The following is a 302-nucleotide window of genomic DNA, read 5'->3' on the forward strand; positions in this document are numbered from 1 at the left end:
CCGCGATGACCGCCGTGTCAGCCGTCAGAGCCTCCCAGCCGGACTCGGCGAACGCCCTGCGATCGTGGATGGAACCGCGAAACGGCGTGGACACGCCCACGAGTTCGCCGTCGGTGGTGGCCGCGACTTGGACGTTCAACCCGGCACGGCGCCGCTTGCCCGAGTAGTTGTCCCCTGACCAGTACGGTTGCCGGTTGGTGTATCGGTTCCGTCCACCAGGACCAGCCGACCGCGTACAGCCTCGGCCAGGTCCGGCACATGCAGACACAACGCCTCCCCGATCAGCGGCAGGACGCCCCGGT

Annotated in this window: 1 protein-coding gene; it reads right to left on the bottom strand. The window is 68.5% G+C overall.

Annotated features, from left to right (window positions below; genetic code table 11):
- The coding region (locus RM590_RS36165; protein WP_394814045.1) for a transposase family protein at positions 1–268 on the bottom strand (268 nt) is incomplete at its 3' end.
- Positions 269–302: the final 34 nt, after the last annotated feature.

The sequence above is a fragment of the Streptomyces litchfieldiae genome, from assembly GCF_031845365.1.
Lineage (GTDB): Bacteria > Actinomycetota > Actinomycetes > Streptomycetales > Streptomycetaceae > Streptomyces > Streptomyces litchfieldiae.